This is a genomic window from Rhodoferax bucti, assembly GCF_005876985.1.
In the GTDB taxonomy this organism is placed as follows: domain Bacteria; phylum Pseudomonadota; class Gammaproteobacteria; order Burkholderiales; family Burkholderiaceae_C; genus Allorhodoferax; species Allorhodoferax bucti.
In genome coordinates this window covers 519,439-537,598 of record NZ_VAHD01000001.1, presented here as the reverse complement: position 1 = coordinate 537,598, position 18,160 = coordinate 519,439, and the positions used below count along the sequence as shown (strand labels likewise).

Below are 18,160 nucleotides of genomic sequence, written 5' to 3'. Positions count from 1 at the left end.
TTACTGATCCCGCCCCGCCCAGTCCACCAGCGCATCCAGCGCAGGCCGGGTTTCGTTGGCATTGGCGTGGTTGATGAAGGCCACCAGCACATAGCGCTTGCCGCTGACCGCGTGTACATAGCCCGCCAAGGCCACCACGCCGGTGAGGGTGCCGGTTTTGAGGTGGGCGGTGCCGCTGGTGCGGGTTTTGATGCGCTTGAGGGTGCCGTCCACCCCGGTAATCGGCAAGGACGACATCAACTCCGGCATGAAGGGCGCTGCATAGGTGGCCTGCAGCAAGCGGCCCATGGCCTGCGCGGTGATGCGCTCCTGACGCGAAAGGCCGGAGCCGTTGTCCATGACGGGTGCGTCGTCCGTGCCGATGCGGTCCTTCCACCAGCGCTGCACCAGCGCGCGGCTGGCGGCAAAGCTGCCCGCGGGCAGGTTGGCGTCGGCCACTACATCGGCTGGCAGGCCTTGGGCGTTGCCTGCGACCCGGCCCAGGGTCAGAAACACCTGCTGCGCCATCACGTTGTTGCTGAACTTGTTGATGTCGCGGATCACCTCGGCCAGCGTGGCCGAGTTCACCACCAGCGCGGGCTTGCCGGCTAACAGGGGGGCGGGCACGCTGCCATTGCGCACGGTGCCCAGCACCTTGCCACCCATGCTCTCCCACAGGCCTTGTGCGGCACGCCCCGGATAGGACTTGGGGTCCGCGTAGGCGATGGGCCATACCTTCTCGCCACAGCTCGCGGGGTAGCTGCCGCCGAAGCGGAAGCGCAACGGGTCGGCAAAGTCGCCTTTGAGGGCGCCTCGGTAGTCGCCGCAGTCGGTCGCTGTGCTGTTGAGTGGCACAGTGGTGGGCAGGCTCACGCCAGCTAGGGGCGGGTCGTACTGCACCTGGGCCACTTTGGCGCCGAGGTCCGGGGTGAATGTCATCACTACTGACTTGAAGTTGATCAGCAGGGCGTCCGGCGCCACGTTGTAGGGGCGCAGGGGCTCACCATCGAATTTGGCAGGGTCGGGCTCCGGCAAGTCGAGGGCGCTGCGGTCCAGCACGATGTCGCCGGCAATGGTTTTGATGCCCATGCCCTGCACCCGGCGCAGCAGCAGCCATAGGCGCTCCATTACCAGTTTGGGGTCGCCCAAGCCTTTGACGTAGAGGTTGCCGTTGAGTACGCCGTTTTGCACGGTGCCGTCCACGTACACCGGGGTGGCCCAGGTGTAGGCCGGGCCCAGCAGGTCGAGGGCGGCAATGGTGGTCACCAGTTTCATGGTCGACGCGGGGTTCATGGGGCTGGCACTGCGGTGGGCCAGCCGGGGCGTGGCGCCCCCTTGGGCATCCACCACCAGAAACGACACCGCGTCGCGCGGCACCTTGGCGCGGGCCAGCGCGGCGTCCACCTCGGGGGGCAGGGTTTGGGCGCTGGCGGAGGTGCTCAAAAGCACGGCCCACAGGGCGAATGCAGCCCCGAGGGCGCGACGGGAATCAGGGGAAAGGAAGCGACGAAGATGCATGCAGGCATTATCCGGCCCGCCCCAGCGGGGATAATTCGTGCATGAACCTGTTGGCCCTGGATACCGGAACCGAATTTCTCTCGATCGCGCTGCGCACCGACGGCGCAGAGGGCACGCGCGTGGTGGAGCACCATAGCGCCGGGGGTGCCAAGGCCTCGACGGAATTGATCGCCGCCATCCTCCAGATGCTGGCCGACGCCGGTGTGCGCTTGGACCAGCTGGACGCCATCTGCTTTGGCAGCGGCCCGGGCTCGTTTACCGGTTTGCGCACCGCCTGCTCGGTGGTGCAAGGGCTGGCCTTCGGAGCGGGTGTGCCGGTGCTGGCGGTGGATTCGCTGCTCGCGGTAGCGGAAGACGCCCGTTTCCGCGTGGCGCCCGATGCGCCGGCGCTGCAAGTTATGGCTTTGCTGGATGCGCGTATGGACGAGATGTATGTGGCCCACTATGGCTACACGCAAGGCCAGTGGCAGACCCTACAGCCCAGTGCTTTGCTAAAGCCGCAAGACTTGACGACCCAGAGCGCGGACGTCGGTGTGCCGCACTTGCTAGCTGGCAATGTGTTCACCGTGTACGCGGACCGGCTGCCGGCGCAAGCTCTGCAATCCGCGCAGGTGGTGCAGGCCTTGCCTATGGCGGCTGCCATGCTGCGCTTGGCCCCCGCCATGCTCGCCGCAGGGCTGGCGGTGGATGCTGCCTTGGCCATGCCCCGCTATATCCGCGACAAGGTGGCCAAAACTACTGCAGAGCGGGAGGCTGAAAAAGCAGCCGTTTCCGCAGCAGCCGCGCCATGAGCCCGTACTCCGCAGTGCCCCCCGCTGACGTTACCCATGAGGCCGCGTTTGAACCTTTGCTCGCGGATGACCTGGACAGGGTGCTCCAGGTTGAGCAGCTGGCTTATTCGCACCCTTGGAGCCGCGCCAATTTTGTGGATGCCTTGCACAGCGGCTACCAGGCCCAGATGCTGACGGCCAACGGCCAGTTGCTGGGCTACTTTGTGGCCATGAAAGGCGTGGACGAAGTGCATTTGCTCAACATCACGGTGGCCCCTGAATTTCAGTGCCAAGGCTGGGCCCGGGTGCTGCTGGATGCACTGGCCATCTGGTCGCGCGGGCAGGGCGCGCAGTGGTTGTGGCTGGAAGTGCGCGTCAGTAACGACCGGGCTCTGCGCGTTTATGAAGCCCATGGCTACCGCCGTGTCGGGCAACGCAAAGGCTACTACCCCGCCCATAACGGCCAACGCGAAGACGCGGTGGTCATGAGCCTGTCTTTGGAGCGCTGAACACCATGGCCTTGCAACTCGACGAGCGCCAACGCGCCATGCTGCTGGAGATGGGGGTGCGCGTGTGGCTGCCCGGCACCGCATTTGCTACGGTGGCAGACGATGCGCCGGCGGACCTGGCTCCCACCGTGCCTCCACGCGTAGCGGCTGCCGCGCCCGTGCGCCCTGCGCCTGAGGCCGCGCCGCGACCTGCCGCTCCTGTTGTGCCGCCCGCCAGCCGTCCTGCTCCTCTGCAGGCGGCTCCGGTCGCGGCAGTCGTACCCGTTCACCCTTCGGCTTTGGCGGCTCTGGATTGGAATGGCCTGGCGGATACCGCCGCGGCCTGCGAGTCCTGCGGCCTGTGCGCCGGCCGCAAACACGCCACCTTGCAACCCGCACAGCAGGCGCAAGCGGATTGGATGGTGGTGGGCGACCCGCCTGAGGAAGACGAAGACAGCGCAGCCCAGGCCTTTGTGGAAGCGCCGGGCCAGCTGTTGGATAACATGCTCAAGGCCGTGGGCGCCAGCCGCACCGGCAGTGGTGCGCAAGGTGCTTACGCCACCAATGTGGTGAAGTGCCGCCCGCCCCACGGCCGCAACCCCCAGCCGGCCGACCTGGCCCAATGTGCGGCCTACCTGCAGCGCGAAATCGAGCTGGTGCAGCCGAAGGTGATTTTTGCCGTGGGGCGCTTTGCCATCCAGACCGTGTTGTCAGAGCATGGCGCCCTCGCGACCCAGCCGCTGGGCAAGTTGCGCGGCACGGTGTACCGCTACCGGGGCATTCCGGTGGTGGTGAGTTACCACCCCAAGCTGCTGCTGCGCAACAGCGCTGACAAAGCCAAGGCCTGGGCCGATTTGTGCCTGGCCATGGACACCTTGACCTCTTCTTAAAGCCGCTTTCTTAGAATAGCCCCATGACCTTTCTTGACCAGTTGCGCACCGCCGAGCGCCAAAACGGCTCCTTGTTGTGCGTGGGCCTGGACCCGGAGCCTGCCAAGTTTCCGGACCATATCCGGGGCGATGCCAGCAAGATTTACGACTTCTGCGCCGCCATCGTCGATGCCACGGCTGATTTGGTGAATTCTTTCAAACCCCAGATCGCCTACTTCGCCGCCCATGGCGCTGAGGCCCAGCTCGAAAAGCTGATGGAGCACATGCGCCGTACCGCGCCGCAGGTGCCGGTGATTCTGGATGCCAAGCGGGGCGACATCGGCAGCACTGCCGAGCAATACGCCAAGGAGGCCTTCGAGCGCTACGGTGCCGATGCGGTCACGCTTTCGCCTTTCATGGGCTTTGATTCGGTTCAGCCGTACCTCAAGTACCACGGCAAGGGGGCATTTCTGCTCTGCCGCACCTCCAACCCCGGTGGGGACGACTTTCAGCCGCAGCACTTGCGTGACGTACCCGGCCAGCCGCGCCTGTATGAACACATTGCCGCCTTGGCCCAAGGGCCCTGGAACCTCAACGGCCAGTTGGGATTGGTGGTGGGGGCCACTTACCCAGCGGAAATTGAGCGGGTGCGCGCCTTGGCGTCGACCGTGCCTCTGCTGATCCCCGGCGTGGGCGCGCAGGGCGGTGATGCGGTGGCCACGGTGAAGGCCGGGTGGCGGGCAGATGCGGGTGCCACTACGGCCCCCATCATCGTGAACTCGTCCCGCGCCATTTTGTACGCCTCGTCGGCTGCTGATTTTGCGGAGGCAGCCCGCCGTGAAGCTACGCGCACCCGCGATGTGCTACGGGCGGCCCAGGCAGCCTGATTGCTCCTGAATTGATAGCTGCTGCCGCTTGCCCTCTGTGCGCAAGCGGCTCAAAAGGCTTGTCATCCGCGCGGTGCTGAATTTGAGTGCCGTCTTTCAGACGCTGGGCTTCTCAATCCCCAACTCCGCCAACTCCGCATCCGTAAACACCCGGGAGCGGGTGTGGAACGCTTTGCCTTCGGGGCCTTCGAGCGAGAAGGTGCCGCCGTGGCCTTCGATCACGTCGATGATGAGTTGGGTGTGCTTCCAGTATTCGTATTGCGATTTGCCGATGTAAAACGGGCTGCCGCCCACGTCGCCCAGGTACACATCGCCGGCGCCCATGGTGATTTCGCCAGGCAGGTAGCAGTTGGCGGCGCTGTTGTCGCAGCAGCCACCGCTTTGGTGGAACATCAAATCGGGGCCGTGCTTGGTTTTGAGGAAGGCCACCAGCTCCAGGGCGGCGGGGGTGGCTACTACTTTGTCGACCATGGTTTTGTCTCCTGTGTTGTTGGTGTTCGCTGCGTGAGAGTGGGTGTAGGCGGCCGCCTCATACTGGAGTACCAGAAATCGGCGTCCGCCTACACCCACTCTCACGCCGGATATCTGGCGCACCACCGTGTACGCCCAAAAGCACAAAGCCAAACGGCTACCCCAAGGGTGACCACCGATTTCTGGTACTCCAGTATGAGGTGGGCGCCCTTGGGGTAGCCGCTTGGCAACCCCTCCGGCGAGAAGGGGTTTTAGATAGGGCTTTAGAAGAAGCCCAGCTTGTTCTCAGAGTAAGAAACCAACAAGTTCTTGGTCTGCTGGTAGTGGTCCAGCATCATCTTGTGGGTTTCGCGGCCGATGCCGGATTCCTTGTAGCCACCGAAGGCGGCGTGTGCAGGGTAGGCGTGGTAGCAGTTGGTCCACACACGGCCGGCCTTGATGGCGCGGCCCATGCGGTAGGCCACATTGCCGTTGCGGCTCCACACCCCGGCGCCCAGACCATAGAGCGTGTCATTGGCAATGGCCAAAGCTTCGGCTTCGTCCTTGAAGGTGGTCACGGCCAGCACGGGGCCAAAAATTTCTTCCTGGAAGATGCGCATCTTGTTGTGGCCCTTGAACAAGGTGGGCTGCACGTAGTAGCCGCCTTCCAGGTCGCCGCCCAAATGGGCTTGGCCGCCGCCTGCCAGCAGCTCTGCGCCTTCTTGCTTGCCCAAGTCCAAGTAGCTCAGGATCTTGGTCAGCTGCTCTTTGGAGGCCTGCGCGCCCATCATGCTGTCGGTGTCCAGCGGGTTCATGTGCTTGATGGCGGCTACGCGCTTCAAGACACGTTCCATGAACTTGTCGTAAATGCTTTCCTGGATCAGCGCACGGCTTGGGCAGGTGCAGACTTCGCCTTGGTTGAAGGCAAACAGCACCAAGCCCTCGATGGCTTTGTCCAGGAAGGCGTCGTCCTTGTCCATCACGTCCGCAAAGAACACGTTGGGGCTCTTGCCGCCCAGTTCCAGCGTGGCTGGAATCAGGTTGTTAGCAGCAGCTTGTGCAATCACGCGGCCGGTGGTGGTGGAGCCGGTGAAGGCGATCTTGGCAATGCGCTTGGAAGTCGCCAAAGGCATGCCGGCTTCGCGGCCGTAACCGTTCACGATGTTGAGCACGCCGGGTGGCAGCAGGTCGGCGATCAGCTCCGCCAGAATCAGGATGGAGATGGGAGTGGACTCTGCGGGCTTGAGCACCACGCAGTTACCGGCGCCCAAAGCAGGTGCCAGCTTCCAGGCTGCCATCAGGATGGGGAAGTTCCAGGGAATGATCTGGCCGACCACGCCCAGGGGTTCCTGGATGTGATACGCCACGGTGTTCTCGTCGATGTTGGACAGCGCGCCTTCTTGCGCACGCACGCAGCCTGCAAAGTAGCGGAAGTGGTCCACGGTGAGCGGGATGTCGGCGTTCAGGGTTTCGCGGATGGCTTTGCCGTTGTCCACGGTTTCGGCGTAGGCCAGCAATTCCAGGTTTTGCTCGATGCGGTCAGCAATCTTGAGCAGGATGTTGGCGCGGGTGGCCGCATCGGTCTTGCCCCAAGCGTCGCTTGCGGCGTGGGCGGCATCCAGTGCCAGTTCCACATCTTCAGCGCCGGAGCGGGCTGCCTTGGTGTACACCTTGCCGCTGACAGGGGTGATCACGTCAAAGTACTGGCCCTTGACCGGGGCAACCCACTTGCCGCCGATGAAGTTGTCGTACTGGGCTTTGTAAGTGATCTTGGCGCCAGCTGCGCCGGGTGCTGCATAAATAGCCATGGTTGTCGTCCTCTTGTGATTGGTTTGGTTTCCCGCGGAATCACTCCGGCAGGTGGCACCACCCACTCAAGAGCCGTGCCACCCGGGGTGCCCATGGCAGAGCGTTGATTTCATTGCATTTTTTCCAAACGACCCGGCCTTGAAAAGTGTCCGCCCTGCCAAGCTGTCTACCTTTGCCACAGTGACAAGTGTCACAAAATGGAACACTCGGACAGTTTTGCGGGTCTGTGCCATTGCCCCCTGTGCAGCCAACCCCCATACTGGCGCAAAGCGGGGCGGCATGACCCCGCGCAGGAGACAACGTGCGACCCAACTCCCCCTTACTGGCCTTGCGACAGGCCCGCCAACAGCTATTGGAAACCGGCCAATGCCCCAGCGGCATCGTGGACGAGCGCCTGGCCCGTTCCTGGCACCGTAGCGTGGCGGCGGGGCTCGCACCCACGGCCCGCGTGGCGCCCGACCATGCCAGCCAGCACCATCTGCGCCATGTGCTGGCCAGCAACCATGCGCTTCTGGCCCATTCGCGCCCGGTGATGGAATACGTGTTTGACCAAGTGCGCCAGAGCCAGAGCGTGGTGGTGCTGGCCGACCCCAGCGGCATGCTGATGCACACGCTGGGCGATCCCTACTTTGTGGACAAGGCGGAGCGGGTGGCGCTCACCAGTGGCGCCTCCTGGCACGAGGCGCACCGGGGCACCAACGCTATCGGCACCGCGCTGGCCGAGCGCAGTGCGGTGGAAATCCATGGCTCCGAGCACTTTCTGGAGCGCAACGGCTTTCTCACCTGCGCGGCCTCGCCCATCCTCTCGGCCACCGGCGAGCTGAGCGGCATTCTGGATATCTCGGGCGACCACCGCAACGGCCATGCCCACACGCTGGGGCTGGTGAGCACCGCCGCCCGCATGATCGAGAACCGCCTCATGGTGGCCACCTGCAAGCGCAACATCCGCCTGCATATGCATCTGCAGCCCGAGGGCATCGGCAGCGTGGCCGAAGGCATCATTGCCCTGTCGGATGACGGTTGGGTCGTGGGCGCCAACCGCGTGGGCCTGGCCCTGCTGCGCCTGAACACCGGCGACATCGGCGCCACCCTGCTGGAGCGGGTGCTGGATGTGCGGCTGGACGACCTACTCTCCCGCCACAAGCGCCGCCCCCTGCAGCCCCAGCAACTGCGCCTGCACAACGGTGCCATCTTGTTTGCCCAGGTGCAGGTGGACGCGGCAGTGCTGCCCGCCATCCCCCAGTCCCAGACTGCCCACAGCGGCGTTTGGCACGCGGTACCACAGGCGACGTTGGCCACCGCCCGCAGCGGCGACGCGCTGACCGCGCTGGACACTGGCGATGCCCGCTGGCGCAGTGCCGCGGACAAAGCCCGCCGCGTGGTGGCCAAGCCGATCCCGGTGCTGATCCAGGGCGAATCCGGCGTGGGCAAAGAGATGTTTGCGCGCGCCCTGCACGACAGCGGCCCGCGCAAAGACGGCCCGTTTGTGGCCATCAACTGCGGCGCCATTCCCGAGAGCCTGATCGAGTCCGAGCTGTTCGGCTACGTGGCTGGCGCCTTTACTGGTGCCCGCAAAGAAGGCAGCCCCGGCCGCTTGCGCGAGGCCCACGGCGGCACCTTGTTTCTAGACGAAATCGGCGACATGCCCTTGGCCATGCAAACTCGGCTGCTGCGGGTGCTGCAAGAGCGCACCGTCACCCCCGTGGGCGCGGGCAAGGCCGTGCCGGTGGACTTTGCCCTGGTGTGCGCCACCCACTGCAAGCTGGCCGAAGCGGCCGAGAAAGGCAGCTTCCGCCACGACTTGTACTACCGCATCAACGGCCTTACCGTCACCCTGCCGGCCCTGCGCGAGCGCAGCGACATGGTGGCCCTGACCGAGCGCCTGCTGGCCGACCTGAGCCCGGACTTGGCGGTGCAAGTCGCCCCCGAGCTGATGAGCCGCCTGACTGCCTACCCCTGGCCCGGCAACCTGCGCCAGTACGCCAGCGTGCTGCGCACCGCCTGCGCCATGCTGCAAGACGGCGAGGACACCCTGGACTGGACCCACATGCCCGACGATTTGCTGGAGGCACTGCAAGCCCCTGCGCCCTCTGCCACCCTTGCAAGTGCTCAAGCCCTGCAGGCCACCCAGATCGTGTTGCCCCAGCCGGCAGCGGTGCGCGAGCCCCAAAGCCTGCAAGCCCTGTCGCAAGCGGCTATCCAACACGCGCTGGAGGCGACGCGGGGCAACGTGTCCCTCGCCGCCCGCCAGTTGGGCATCAGCCGGCAGACGCTGTACCGCAAGCTGAGTGCGGCTAGTGTTTGATGCATTGAATGTCGGTTTGCTATTAAATTGGTAGCTACTCGCGCACATCCCATCTGCGCTAGAGCCCGATTTGGCTTAAAAATGAGGGGCGTGGCAGCGTACCCAAGCTGGCACAATGCCCGCCATGTCATCTGCACTCACCCTCGACACCCTAGAGAGCTGGCTCTGGGAGTCCGCCAACATCCTGCGCGGCTCCATCGACTCCAGCGACTTCAAAAACTACATCTTTGGCCTGCTCTTCCTCAAGCGCTTTAACGACGTGTTTGACGAACGCGTGCGCGCCAAGATGGCCGACGAGCACCTCAGCGCTGCCGAGGCCGAAACCGAAGTGCAAGACGCCATGGGCCAGTTCCCGCCCGAGGCCCGCTGGCCCAGCCTGATCGCCCGCACCCAAAACATAGGCGAGGCGCTGGACCAAGCCTTTGCCAAAATCGAAGAGCAAAACACCGAGCTGCAACACGTGCTCACCGCCACCCAGTACGGCGACAAACGCATATTGAGCGACGCCACCCTGCAGCGCCTGCTGCGCCACTTCAACCAATACCGCTTGGGCAACGCCGACCTCTACAAGGCCGACATGCTGGGCGACGCCTACGAATACCTCATCAAGCAATTTGCCGACGACGCAGGCAAAAAAGGCGGCGAGTTCTACACCCCCAAAGCCGTGGTGCAACTGGTGGTGCAGCTCATAGACCCCCGCCCCGGCCACAGCGTGTACGACCCCACCTGTGGCAGCGGCGGCATGCTGGTGGAAAGCGCCCACCACATCGCAGAGTTGCCCAACGGCAAGGTCATGGGCCAGCCCAACGTTCAGCTCTACGGCCAGGAGAAAAACCTGGGCACCTGGGCCATCGCCAAGCTCAACCTCTACCTGCACAACATGCACGCCAAGATAGAGCGCGGCGACACGCTGGTAGAGCCCAAGCACCTGAGCGGCGGCCACCTGCAAACCTTTGACCGCGTGATCGCCAACCCACCCTTCAGCGCCAAAGCCTGGTGGAGCCCGCTGGAGATCGAGGCCGAGACCGAGCAAAACGCCGACAGTGGCAAAAAGCCCAAAGCCCCCAACTACAAAACCATCAACGACCCCCACAGCCGCTTCCTCTACGGCACGCCCCCGCGCGGCTATGGCGACCTGGCCTTTGCACAACACATGCTGGCCAGCCTCAAGGCCGACGGCCGCATGGGCATCATCCTGCCGCACGGCGTGCTGTTCCGCAGTGGGGAGGAAGGCAAGATTCGCGACGGCCTGCTCTTCGGCACCAGCGCCGCGCAGGGCAACCAGCCGGGCGATTTGATCGAGGCCATCGTCGGCCTGCCGTCTGCCCTGTTTTACAACACCGGCATTCCGGCCTGCGTGCTCATCCTCAACAAGAAAAAGCCCAAAGCCCTGCAAGGCAACGTCATCATCATCGACGCCAGCCGCGACTTTGCGGAGGGCAAAGCCCAAAACAGCCTGCGGCCTGAGGATGTGCAACGCATCGTCGCCACCCACCGCGCCGCGTTTGAAGCGCAAGCCGAGGTAGCCCACTACTGCCGCGTGGTGCCCCTGGACGAAATCCGCGCCAACGACGGCAACCTCAATATCGCCCGCTACATCGACAACGGCCAGAAAGAAGACGTGGTGGATGTGCCCGCCACCCTGGCGCTGCTGCGCGAACTGGCCGAGGAAGAGAAGGCGGTGGATGCGCGGCTGAATGGGTATCTGGCGGAGCTGGGGTTGGTGGAGGGCGGGCTGTGAGCGTGGCAGGCAAGCCGGGGTACAAGGAAACGGTAGTGGGGTGGATTCCGGTGGAGTGGACGCTTGGCAAGCTGGGGGACTTTGTTGCTGCACTTCAAGCAGGCGTGAGCGTTAATGCAAACGAGACTGAAGCAGGCTGTCTGGATGGTCAGGTGGGCGTCTTGAAAACCAGCGCCGTATTGGGCGGTAAGTTCTTCGCGCACCAGCACAAGGTCGTTGTTCCGGAAGATATTGACCGCGTCGCTTCGCCTGTTCTCGCGGACCGCGTTGTGATCAGCCGCATGAACACGCCCGCACTTGTGGGTGAGTCCGGGTATGTGCCTTCAGCGCAACCGCATCTGTTCCTGCCGGATCGGCTGTGGCAAACAGTTCCCTCTGATCGCCCGCACTCGCAACGCTGGTTGTCGTACTGGCTTCAATTGCCCGCCATCAAAAGTTTGATTGCTGCTGGTGCAACGGGAACGAGCAACAGCATGAAGAACATTTCCAAAGATGTTTTGCTCACGCTGCCTACGCCGCATACACCCTTCCCCGAACAACAAAAAATCGCCGCCATCCTCACCGCCGTTGACGACAAGCTGGACCTGATCGCCCGCCAGATCAGCGCCACCCAGACCCTCAAACAGGGCCTGATGCAAACCCTCTTCACCCGCGGCGCAGGCACCCCCGACGCCCAAGGCCGCTGGCACCCGCACACCGAGTTTCAAGATAGCCCAATTGGGCAAATTCCGCAGAATTGGGAAGCGCGAAAGCTTGAAGAGCTAGCCACAGAGAACATCACCTATGGAGTTGTTCAGCCTGGAGAGGTCAGTGCAGGCGGCGTGCCGCTTGTTCGAGGTGGTGACATCAAGAACGGAAAGATTGCAGCCAACCTGCGTACGGTTTCGCAAGAAATATCCGTCCAATTCAAGCGCACAGTGCTGCAAGGTGGCGAGTTACTTGTCTCGCTCGTCGGCTACCCAGGGGAAACGGCGGTAGTGCCAGAAGAGCTTGCTGGAGCAAACATTGCGCGCCAAGCGGGAATGATAAGAACGAGCAGCTTGGCAATGTCCAAGTTCATTCATTGCTATCTTGCATCTACTACAGGTAGAGCGTGCCTACTTGGCGGAATGATCGGTTCTGCTCAACAGGTGATTAATTTGAAGTCTCTGCGAGAGGTGTACGTGCCAATGCCTGCGGAAGCCGAGAGAGATCAAATTAGTACCATTTGTGAGGAGGTTTTTAACAAGTTGAATGTCCTCACCACCCAACAAACCCACTACCAATCCCTCAAACGCGGCCTCATGCAAAAGCTGCTCACCGGGGAGTGGCGGGTGCGGGTGGAAGCTGTAGCCGCCTAAGCGGCCTGCTTTTTCAGCCGGTCAAGCTTGGGTTGCACCGCTGTGGCGAATTCCTTTTGCACGTAGGCGGAGATGGATCTCTTGCCCTGCCTTAGCGACTCTATTTCGGAGCTCGTCAGCGGTACGGAAGCTGATGCCGCATTTGGCGTAGTGGGCATGGGGTGCACAGGCTCCGATGCCAAAGATGTCGTTGATTTCATGCACGTGCCCCTGCAAACAGCACCTAAACCGGCAAGACGCTGTATTCCTTGGAGGTCATTGGCTCAAAGCCTGCCGGTACGCCCCCTTGCAGCTCAATGAGCACGCGGCGAGCAAACGGTGCACCCATGCGGTTGATACGGCGCACTGTCGCTGTGATGGTGGAGTGCTCCAGCAGGGCGGCGCGCAAGTCATTGACCAAATAGCGCGGAGCCCAGCCAATCAGGTGGCAGTCTTCGGTTTGCAGTTGTACGGCGTAGCCCGTGGCGGGGTTGTTGACTTCAATAGCGACTTGCAGGGTTTCGCCTTCCGTCAGCGCATCCGCGCGGGCGCGCGCTGCGTCAGAGACATGACGCAGGCCATGTAAAAAGAAACGGCAACTGATGGTGCCATCCGCCATCTTGCGAACTTGCGGAAACACTTCCAGGCTGTCGGTTTGGCGTTCGCCGCCCGTGAGGCTGAGAATTTCAATAGGGTCTGCGTGAGCGGGGTCCAAGTCCAGCCAGTTCAGGTATTCCGCAAAGTCTTTGCGGTTGGGTTCCAGAATGCGGTTTTTGAACAGCGGGAATAGCTCGCTCGCTTCGTAGCGACGCTCAAACTCAGGAAAGGCGAGCAGGGGCGAAAATCCGGCTCTTTCTTGGGCTTGCAGTGCACCATGGGTGTACTGAAATACAAAGTCGTGTCGGCCTACTGACGCATCTAAGCGGCCAATGGGAAACCATGCCCTAGTGGGGCTGGGGGCTTGCCATGCAACGAAGAGGGTACTCATGTCGGGGTACTCATTTCAACAAATCTAACAAGGTGAGGCGGGCGCTCAATGCCATGGCCTCTGCAAACCGCTTGGCGGGTTCTGCCGCGCGTTCGGGTGGTATGCGCTCGAATATCTCATGCAGCACTTGTGGGTCTAAGGCCGCCACCCGCTCAATGGCGGGTCTGAAGTACGTAGGATACGCCCTCGCCGCTACCTGTACCAGCCGGAGAGGGTTTTCGCCATGTGCTTGCTCGGCGTCGCGGAAGATGCCTCCTCGCCCTTTGCTGATGTAGCGCTCTACCTGTCTATTGGCGAGTAGCTCTGTCCTGCGCGCGTCCAACAACTCTCTACCCAAAGACGAAGCATGGTCAAAACTTGGGGCGGCGCTGAGCACGCGAGTTTGGTGGGCCACAGGGCTGTGCAAGCGCAAGCCCCAGTTCTCATGGTGGCGATCTGTGTTGCCAATCAAGGCGTCCAGCACTATGTAGCCTGCCAATTCCGTGAGCACAACATCTGTGTCGGCAAAGTCTGACAGTGCGCGAATGGCTAGTTGGATGTTTTCGATGGTGTGGTCTGCTTGCCTGAAAATTTTGGTCTTGTCATAGCCCGTGACTTTCCAAGCCATGATTTCATTGCCGTGCACCAGTGCCTCACCAGCGTCTACGTCAATGAAATTGCAGGAGATACAGCCAACTTTGCCGTTGTATTCCGCAAGCTCCACCTTGGCTGCATTAATGCCCATAGCACCTGCAATCTCTGCCGCAGCTTTCTCCGCCCAGTCTTCCCCAGTATTGGGGCGGGCCTCCTTAAACAACCAACGCTGCCCATCCATCAATACCCAGAATTTGGGCTTGCTGCCCAACTGCTCGGTGTCTTCTCGCGCTTCAAGCGGGATGCTGACAATTGCGTAATGTGGCATTCGAGGGCGGTTGGGTTAAGGTCTGGACCAAGCATGATTATGGCGCTGGGCTATTGGCCGGAAAATACATGAAAAGTGCGTATTGCTGAACGAGGCGGCACGTAGGTTATTCAAGATACACAGGGAGACGCATGAGCGCAGAACATGAGGGCGTAGAACTGCCCGCTATTGCCTGGTTGCAAACGCTGGGCTACACCCATCTGCCGGGCAGCGCAGTCCACGTGGCCCTGCGCCATTTGGCGCCTGTGCTGGAAGACGTGTTGCGCCCGCGCCTGCTGGCACTGAACCCTTGGCTGGCCACGGCGCCGGGTGGGGTGGATGCTGCGCTGCTGGAGCTGCGCAAGCGCGTGGCTACCGACCTGCTGCCTGCCAACCAGGCGTTTTGGCAGCAGGTGCTGCACCGCAGTGACATCCAACTGGCCGACGCGCAGGGGCGCATGCGTAGCGTGCATTTTCTAGATGCTTCGGATGCCAGCCGCAACGACTTTCATGTGGTGAGCCAGTACGTGGGCCGCAGTGCGGATGGCGATGGTTTTCGGCCCGACTTGCTTGTATTCTTGAACGGGCTGCCGCTGGCCATCATCGAGTGCAAGGCCAGCCACCACCGGCTGGAAGAGGCGCTGGCGCAACTTGACGGCTACCAGCGCAGCTTTGCGCCGCAGTTTGTGTTCAACCAAGTGTGTGTGGCGCTCAATGCCCGCGCCGGGCGCTATGGCGCGGTGGGCAACAAGCCCGAAGCGTATGCGCGCTACCGCCTGCAGCCCGACGAGCTGGCCACAGTGGCGGCGCTGCAAGGTTTGCCGTCAGGGGAAGCGCCTACCGAACAAGACCAGTTGCTGTGGGCGCTGTTGGAGCCCAGCCGCTTTTTGCAACTGGTGACGCACTTTGTGCTGTTTGAAACGCGTGAGGGCAAGACGGTGAAGAAGCTGCCGCGCTACCAGCAGTGGCGCGCGGTGCGCAAGGCGGTGCAGCGCCTGACGGCCCCACAGCCACAGGGCGGCGTGGTGTGGCACACGCAGGGCAGCGGCAAGTCGCTCACCATGGCGCTGCTGGCGCGCATGCTGCGCTCCGACAGCACGGGCCTGGGCAACCCCACGGTGCTGGTGCTGACGGACCGCAAGGACCTGGACAAGCAAATCTTCGAGACCTTCCACGCCGTGGGCATCAAGGCGGTGCAGGCGGTGTCGGTGGACGGGCTGGTGAAGCTGCTGGGCAACGACTATGGCAGCGTGTTTACCAGCACGGTGCAGAAGTTTCAGGAAGGGGACACGCCTGCCGACCCTGCCAAGGCTGATGCCGAGCCGGAGCTTTCGACAGATGCCGATGCGGAAGATGCAGACCCTGGCCAGCAAGAGCGCCACCGCCGTGTGCGCGAGGGCAAAGACTTTTTCATGCTGCACGAGCGCAATGTGCACCACGGGCAGGTGGACGCCGATGGCGTGCTTAAGCCTGCGCACTGGGTGGAGCTGGCGCGGGAAAAGGTGCACTTCCGCGTGTTGAGCAGCAAGCCCAATTTCTATGTGCTGGTGGACGAGGCGCACCGCAGCCAGTACGACTTTTTGGCTGCATTCATGCGCGCCAGCCTGCCGCAGGCCAAGTTCATTGCGTTTACCGGCACGCCGCTGCTTCAAGACGACAAGCACACGCTGGGCGAGTTTGGTGGGGGTGCGTATATTGACGAATACCGCCTGCACGAGGCCGTGGCCGATGGGGCCACGCTGCCCATCAAATACATCGACGCTTGGGTGGCGCTGGCGACCGATGCGGGGCTGGACCAGGCCTTTAAAGACCAGTTCGCTCACCTGCCCGAAGCCAAGCAGCTCGCTTTACAGCGTGAGCTGCTGCGCCGCTGGCGCGAGGCCAGTGGTCGCATGGAGCAGGTGGCGGCGCATTTGGTGGAGCACTTCGTCAGCAACGTGCAGGCCAAGGGCCTAAAGGGCATGCTGGTGTGCGACGGGCGTGACCAGGCCGTGGCCTACAAAGACTTGCTGGACGCGCTCATGACGCAGCGTGTAGCGCAAGGCCTGCCCACCTTTGAGAGCCGGGTGGTGGTGTCGTTGGCGGGCATGACGGCTGCGCGCACCGGGCTGTCGGTGCAGGAAGAAGCGGCGCAGTACAAGGTAGATGTCAAAAAGGTCATCACCATTGAAGAGCGTGTGCGGGATGAGATCAAAGCGGGCAAGCAGCCAGTGGCTATGCCTGCTGATCAGATTGCCAACTTTGTGGGCAAGCTGTTCCCGCAGGCGGATAACCCGGTGGGGCTGATTATCGTGTCGGACATGCTGCTCACCGGCTGGGACGCGCCCATTGTGGGCACCATGTACTTGGACAAGCCCATCAAGGAACACACGCTGCTGCAAGCCATTGCGCGGGTGAACCGCACGCTGCCGCCGCACAAAAATGCGGGCTACATCGTGGACTACCACGGTGTGGTGGACGAGCTGGATGCGGCGCTGAAGCTTTATGGCGGCGACGTGACGCCCCAGCAGGTGTGGCAAAGCGTGGAGAGCGAGCTGCCCAAGTTGCAGGCCACGCTGGAGCGCATCTTGCGGCTGCTGCCGCGCCAGCACGACCCGGTGCGTGAGCGCGAAGCCTACAAGCTGGACGCCGAGCGCCACCTGGACCCAGCTACGCGGCTGGACGCGGTGGAAGACTTTTTGGAGCTGGTGAAGCAGTTCAACCGCAGTGTGGACATCATCTTGCCCGACGTGCGCGGCGTGCCGTTCAAGCCGTACTTCACACTCTTTGCTGAAGTGCGCCTGATGTTGCGCGACAAGCTACCCGAGGGCGCGCAGCGCGAGCGTATTACCCGGCTGGAGAGCGTGCTACTGCAGCGCTTGTTGGACGAGTATGTGGACGCCAGTCCGGCGCGCAGTTTGTTGGGCAAGGAGGTGTCCATCCTGAACGCCGGCGACATGGCGCGCCTGCGGGCGCTGGCCAACCCTGGCAGCCAAGCGCTGGTGATGAAGAACCAGCTCAAGCACACCATTGCCACCGGGCGCGACAAAGACCCCGGCTTTTTTGACAAGCTGGCCGAGGAGCTGGACAAGCTGTTGGCTGAAGAAAAAGCGGGCCGCATCAGCCAGGCGCAGTTTTTGGAGCAGTTGGATCTGTTTGGGGCGCGCATTCGCGACAAAGACAACACGGGCTTTGCCACAGCGGCGCAGTCTGCCGTGTACCACTACCTGACTACGGCGCTGGACCCTGACACCGCCAAGACGGCGACCGAGCAACTGTTTGCCGACCCGGAGCTGGCCCGCACCTTGGCGGCGAACTGGAAGCACATGCCCCAGCTGCACCCGGATGTGAAAGACCTGCTGCGCAAGCTGCTGATGCCGCTGGCAGGCTGGGAGCGCAGCGTGGCGCGCGACCACGCGGGGCGCATTCTGGACATGTTGCTGAAGAACTGAAATGGCTACCGCAACACACACCCTGCAGTACGGGCAGACGCGAATCGAGTGGTGCTTTCGGGCGGACTCGCGCCTCAAGCGCCACTACGTGACGGTGGAGCGCGGCCAGCCGGTGCTGCTGCGCGGCCCGCGTGTGGGGTTGGCGGAGCAAGAGGCACTGGTGCGCCAGCGCGCGCGCTGGATACGCGAGAAGCAGGCGCTGGTGGCGCAGCCGCAAACACAGGGTGATGTGGTGACAGGCAGCCGTTTGCGATATGCCGGTCGCACCTACTTTGTGGAGGTGCGCCATGTGCCCACCCTGCCGGTGGCACGCCTTCGGTTTACCGCCGCACGCTTTGTGCTGGAGTGTCCCACCGGCCGCAGCATGGCGCAGCAGGTGCTGGCGCCTTTGCTGGAAGACTTTTACCGGCATCGCGCACAAGATAAATTGTTGCAGCGTGTGCGCCACTGGGAGCGGCAAACCGGCTTGCAGGCCACGCTGGCCCGCATTCGCACTTTCCAGAGCCGTTGGGCCAGCTGCAATGCGCACAACGTGCTGGAGTTTCACCCCCGCGTGATGGAGCTAGCTGCCAGTGTGCAGGACTATGTGATCGTGCATGAGTTGTGCCACACCGTAGAGAAGAGCCACACCCGCGCCTTCTGGGCGCTGGTGGCGCGCCACATGCCGGGTTGGCAGCTGCACCACGCCGCGCTGGAGCAGGCAGCGTTTGGTGCCTCGATTTGAGT

The 18,160-nt window shown here is 62.8% G+C and carries 14 protein-coding genes; 9 read left to right on the top strand and 5 right to left on the bottom strand.

Annotated elements, in window-relative coordinates; genetic code table 11:
* Positions 1–1,497 carry a D-alanyl-D-alanine carboxypeptidase/D-alanyl-D-alanine endopeptidase gene (gene dacB, locus FDM28_RS02565; protein WP_138512726.1) on the bottom strand — a complete coding sequence of 499 codons (1,497 nt, stop codon included), beginning with the start codon at positions 1,495–1,497 and terminating at the stop codon, positions 1–3.
* A 41-nt stretch (positions 1,498–1,538) separates the two neighbouring features.
* On the opposite strand from dacB, the gene tsaB reads away from it, so the two are divergent.
* From tsaB to pyrF, 4 genes are read left to right on the top strand one after another with little or no spacing between them, the layout of a single operon-like run.
* On the top strand, positions 1,539–2,288 hold the full coding sequence (gene tsaB / locus FDM28_RS02560; RefSeq protein WP_138512724.1) for a tRNA (adenosine(37)-N6)-threonylcarbamoyltransferase complex dimerization subunit type 1 TsaB: 750 nt from the start codon (positions 1,539–1,541) through the stop codon (positions 2,286–2,288).
* On the top strand, positions 2,285–2,776 hold the full coding sequence (gene rimI, locus FDM28_RS02555) for a ribosomal protein S18-alanine N-acetyltransferase (RefSeq protein ID WP_138512722.1): 492 nt from the start codon (positions 2,285–2,287) through the stop codon (positions 2,774–2,776). Before tsaB ends, rimI begins: the two co-directional genes overlap by 4 nt.
* Before the next feature lie 5 nt (positions 2,777–2,781).
* The gene (locus tag FDM28_RS02550) at positions 2,782–3,645 is read left to right on the top strand and encodes a uracil-DNA glycosylase (protein ID WP_138512720.1); all 864 of its coding nucleotides are present in this window, start codon (positions 2,782–2,784) and stop codon (positions 3,643–3,645) included.
* Positions 3,646–3,668: 23 nt separating this feature from the next.
* Positions 3,669–4,511 (top strand): orotidine-5'-phosphate decarboxylase, encoded by an 843-nt coding sequence (pyrF, locus tag FDM28_RS02545; RefSeq protein ID WP_138512717.1) that lies wholly within the window; start codon positions 3,669–3,671, stop codon positions 4,509–4,511.
* Between the two features lie 96 nt (positions 4,512–4,607).
* Here the strand turns inward: pyrF and FDM28_RS02540 are convergent, their stop codons facing one another.
* Both FDM28_RS02540 and exaC read right to left on the bottom strand, forming a co-directional pair.
* Positions 4,608–4,982, bottom strand: a complete 375-nt coding sequence (locus FDM28_RS02540) for a DUF779 domain-containing protein (RefSeq protein WP_138512715.1) — start codon at positions 4,980–4,982, stop codon at positions 4,608–4,610.
* Positions 4,983–5,245: 263 nt separating this feature from the next.
* Entirely contained in the window at positions 5,246–6,769 is a 1,524-nt protein-coding gene (exaC, locus tag FDM28_RS02535; protein WP_138512713.1) for an acetaldehyde dehydrogenase ExaC, read from the bottom strand.
* A gap of 302 nt (positions 6,770–7,071) precedes the next feature.
* Between exaC and FDM28_RS02530 the strand changes: the two genes are divergently transcribed.
* The 3 genes from FDM28_RS02530 to FDM28_RS02520 all read left to right on the top strand — a co-directional run bounded on the left by FDM28_RS02530 (position 7,072) and on the right by FDM28_RS02520 (position 12,156).
* A complete protein-coding gene (locus FDM28_RS02530; protein WP_138512711.1) occupies positions 7,072–9,075 on the top strand; it encodes a sigma-54-dependent Fis family transcriptional regulator in 2,004 nt (667 codons plus the stop codon).
* Between the two features lie 124 nt (positions 9,076–9,199).
* Positions 9,200–10,816 (top strand): type I restriction-modification system subunit M, encoded by a 1,617-nt coding sequence (locus FDM28_RS02525; protein ID WP_138512709.1) that lies wholly within the window; start codon positions 9,200–9,202, stop codon positions 10,814–10,816.
* On the top strand, positions 10,813–12,156 hold the full coding sequence (locus FDM28_RS02520; protein WP_206021900.1) for a restriction endonuclease subunit S: 1,344 nt from the start codon (positions 10,813–10,815) through the stop codon (positions 12,154–12,156). The genes FDM28_RS02525 and FDM28_RS02520 overlap by 4 nt, the downstream gene beginning before the upstream one ends.
* A 223-nt stretch (positions 12,157–12,379) precedes the next feature.
* Here FDM28_RS02520 and FDM28_RS02510 read toward each other — a convergent pair whose 3' ends face one another.
* Both FDM28_RS02510 and FDM28_RS02505 read right to left on the bottom strand, forming a co-directional pair.
* Positions 12,380–13,123: a DNA-binding protein gene (locus FDM28_RS02510; protein ID WP_138512707.1), complete on the bottom strand. Its 744-nt coding sequence runs from the start codon at positions 13,121–13,123 to the stop codon at positions 12,380–12,382.
* A gap of 10 nt (positions 13,124–13,133) precedes the next feature.
* Positions 13,134–14,024, bottom strand: coding sequence for a HipA domain-containing protein (locus tag FDM28_RS02505; RefSeq protein WP_138512705.1), 891 nt, complete (start codon positions 14,022–14,024; stop codon positions 13,134–13,136).
* Positions 14,025–14,155: 131 nt separating this feature from the next.
* Here FDM28_RS02505 and FDM28_RS02500 point away from each other — a divergent pair, with 131 nt between their 5' ends.
* On the top strand, positions 14,156–17,434 hold the full coding sequence (locus tag FDM28_RS02500; RefSeq protein WP_138512703.1) for a type I restriction endonuclease subunit R: 3,279 nt from the start codon (positions 14,156–14,158) through the stop codon (positions 17,432–17,434).
* A 1-nt stretch (position 17,435) separates the two neighbouring features.
* Positions 17,436–18,158, top strand: coding sequence for a M48 family metallopeptidase (locus tag FDM28_RS02495; RefSeq protein ID WP_138512701.1), 723 nt, complete (start codon positions 17,436–17,438; stop codon positions 18,156–18,158).
* Positions 18,159–18,160 lie beyond the last annotated feature (2 nt).